The sequence below is a fragment of the Holdemanella biformis DSM 3989 genome (genome assembly GCF_000156655.1).
GTDB classification, from domain to species: domain Bacteria; phylum Bacillota_I; class Bacilli_A; order Erysipelotrichales; family Erysipelotrichaceae; genus Holdemanella; species Holdemanella biformis.
In genome coordinates this window covers 157,268-159,825 of the sequence record NZ_DS996850.1, presented here as the reverse complement: position 1 = coordinate 159,825, position 2,558 = coordinate 157,268, and the positions used below count along the sequence as shown (strand labels likewise).

General features: G+C 34.8%; 3 protein-coding genes. All 3 read left to right on the top strand.

The window, feature by feature from the left end:
• Positions 1–119 precede the first annotated feature (119 nt).
• The 3 genes from tnpA to EUBIFOR_RS11305 all read left to right on the top strand — a co-directional run bounded on the left by tnpA (position 120) and on the right by EUBIFOR_RS11305 (position 2,478).
• A complete protein-coding gene (tnpA, locus tag EUBIFOR_RS12255; RefSeq protein ID WP_003866208.1) occupies positions 120–497 on the top strand; it encodes an IS66 family insertion sequence element accessory protein TnpA in 378 nt (125 codons plus the stop codon).
• Complete coding sequence (gene tnpB / locus EUBIFOR_RS11310; RefSeq protein WP_003866207.1) at positions 487–843, top strand: IS66 family insertion sequence element accessory protein TnpB; 357 nt, start codon at positions 487–489, stop codon at positions 841–843. Before tnpA ends, tnpB begins: the two co-directional genes overlap by 11 nt.
• A gap of 63 nt (positions 844–906) precedes the next feature.
• A complete protein-coding gene (locus tag EUBIFOR_RS11305; RefSeq protein WP_003866206.1) occupies positions 907–2,478 on the top strand; it encodes an IS66-like element ISEbi1 family transposase in 1,572 nt (523 codons plus the stop codon).
• Positions 2,479–2,558: the final 80 nt, after the last annotated feature.

Here is a 2,558-nt window from a genome sequence, read left to right as displayed (position 1 = left end):
GTAAGCGCCAAGTAATATGCTGGATTGAAAATCATTTCAAAAAAATCGACAATTATATAGAAAATTAGAGTTTCTAGAGTACAGTCTAAAAACTCTATAAAATGATTGGAGATGATTAGATGAAATTAGAGGATTTAACGCCCAAGCAGAGACTGAAGGCGGAAAAGTGGCTGGCAATCATTCGTGAATGTATAAATAGTGATCTATCAAACGAAGAATGGTGCGAACAGAATAACGTTAGTATTAAAAGTTATTACTATTACCTGGCAAAACTAAGAAAGATGGCAATTGAACAGATTCCATACAAAAAAAGAAATAATGTACTTCCTCTGGTTCCTGAATCAAACGACATTGTAGAAATACAGGCTCCTCAATCTACTCCTGTATGCATATCTTCTTCAGTAATGACGATTTGTCAAGGAAACACAAAAATAGAAATCAATTCTAATTGTCCTGAATGGATGATCCGGGAGCTGTTGAATAAATATGTTAGGTGATATTTCTAAAGCAGAACATATCTATATTGCCTGTGGATATACAGATATGAGAAAATCAATTGATGGACTTGCAGCTATTGTACAACAGAATTTCAAACTGGATCCTTTTTCGAATTCACTGTTTCTCTTTTGTGGAAGGAGCAGTACAAAAATGAAAGTCTTGTACTGGGAAGGTGACGGATTTGTTCTTTTGTATAAGCGTCTTGAAAATGGAAAATTCATATGGCCAAGAAATAAAGATGAAGTAATGAAAATAACAGATCAGCAGTTCAGATGGCTTTTAGAAGGACTTAAAATAGAGCAGTCACGAACAATAAAAAAGAGTAATAAAAGATGTGCTATTTAGCTTTATATTAAGGATATTTTGCATTAAATATGGTATAATATAGACAGTTAAGGAGTGCTTCGAATGATTGAAAATGCAGGTATCGACTACAAAGAATTATATCTACAGATGCAGTCAGCAGTTGTAGCACTATCAAAGACATTGGAAGAAATCCAAAAAGAAAACAAGAATCTAAAGGAAGAAAATGAATATTTAAAGCGCAAGCTGTTTGGAACAAAAAGTGAAACATCAAAGTCACTTGGTTTTGAGCAGCTTTCTCTTTTTGATGAGGCTGAAGTAGAAGCAGATCCAGACGAGGAACAATTTATTCTTGAAGAAGTCAAATTCAATAAAAAGAAAAAGTATAAAGGACAGTTGGATGATAAACTATCTAAATTGCCACATATCGAAGTTATTATGACACTTCCTGAATCTGAACTTGTATGTCCAGTCTGTAACAGTAAACTTGTCTCTATCGGAAAGAAATTTGTTCGACACGAAATTGAATTTGTACCGGCCAAGTTAAAAGTAAGAGATATATATACAACGACATATGAGTGCAGAAAATGTCGTGCAAATGGAAAGAGTGTAATGAAAAGTCCTGGAATTCCAGAACCTGTCATTCCACATTCTTATGCCTCTGCTGAAAGTGTAGCTTTCGTTATGAAACAAAAGTTCGTAAATGGCGTTCCACTCTATAGACAGGAATCCGAATGGAAACAAATGGGTCTAGATCTTTCAAGAACGACAATGGCTAACTGGATCATATACTCAAGTGAGCACTGGTTAAAACCACTGACAGACAGAATGCATGAAATCCTGCTTGAATCAAAACATGCCCATGCCGATGAAACACCTGTTCAAGTTCTAAATGAACCTGGTAAAAAGGCAACAACTAAATCCTATATGTGGGTATATTCAAGCATCAAAGAGAGTGCATATCCAATCCGACTATTTGTATACGCACCAAACAGATGCGGATATAATCCACAGATATTCTTCAACGGTTTTCACGGAACTGTTATATCAGATGCATATTCCGGATATAACAATATAGAAGGCTGTGTCAATGCATACTGCTGGGCACATGCAAGAAGAAAGTTCAGAGACAGCCTTCCAAATGATCTCGAAAATGCAGAAAATACGCTTCCGATTATTGCGATGAATAAGATCAAGAAACTCTTCGCAATAGAAAAAGAAATAGAAGCGTTGTCACCTGATAAAAAGGTCAAAATACGTCAGCTAAAGTCAAAGCCATTAATAGATGACTTCTTTTCATGGTGCAAATCCAATCAAAATGCCACAGCTAGTGCAAAGCTGAGCAGAGCATTTAAATATGCTCTAAATCATGAAGAAGGATTGAGACAATACTTATATGATGGATATATTCCAATGACAAACTCATTAGATGAAAGAGTAATTCGTCCTTTTACGACAGGAAGAAAGAACTGGTTATTCTCGGCAAGCGTATCAGGAGCAGAATCAAGTGCTAATGCATACAGTATAATTGAAACAGCAAAAGCAAATGGATTGGATCCATATAAATATTTGACAACAATATTTACATATCTTCCAAGCCAAGATCTAATCAAAAATCCAGAAATAATAGACGAGTTTCTACCATGGAGTGAGTTCATACAAAAGAATTGTAAATAAAAGAATCAGCATACCATTTTAGCAATGATAAACTGATTCTTTTTCATTTATTTAACTACATCATTTTATTTGGCGCTTAC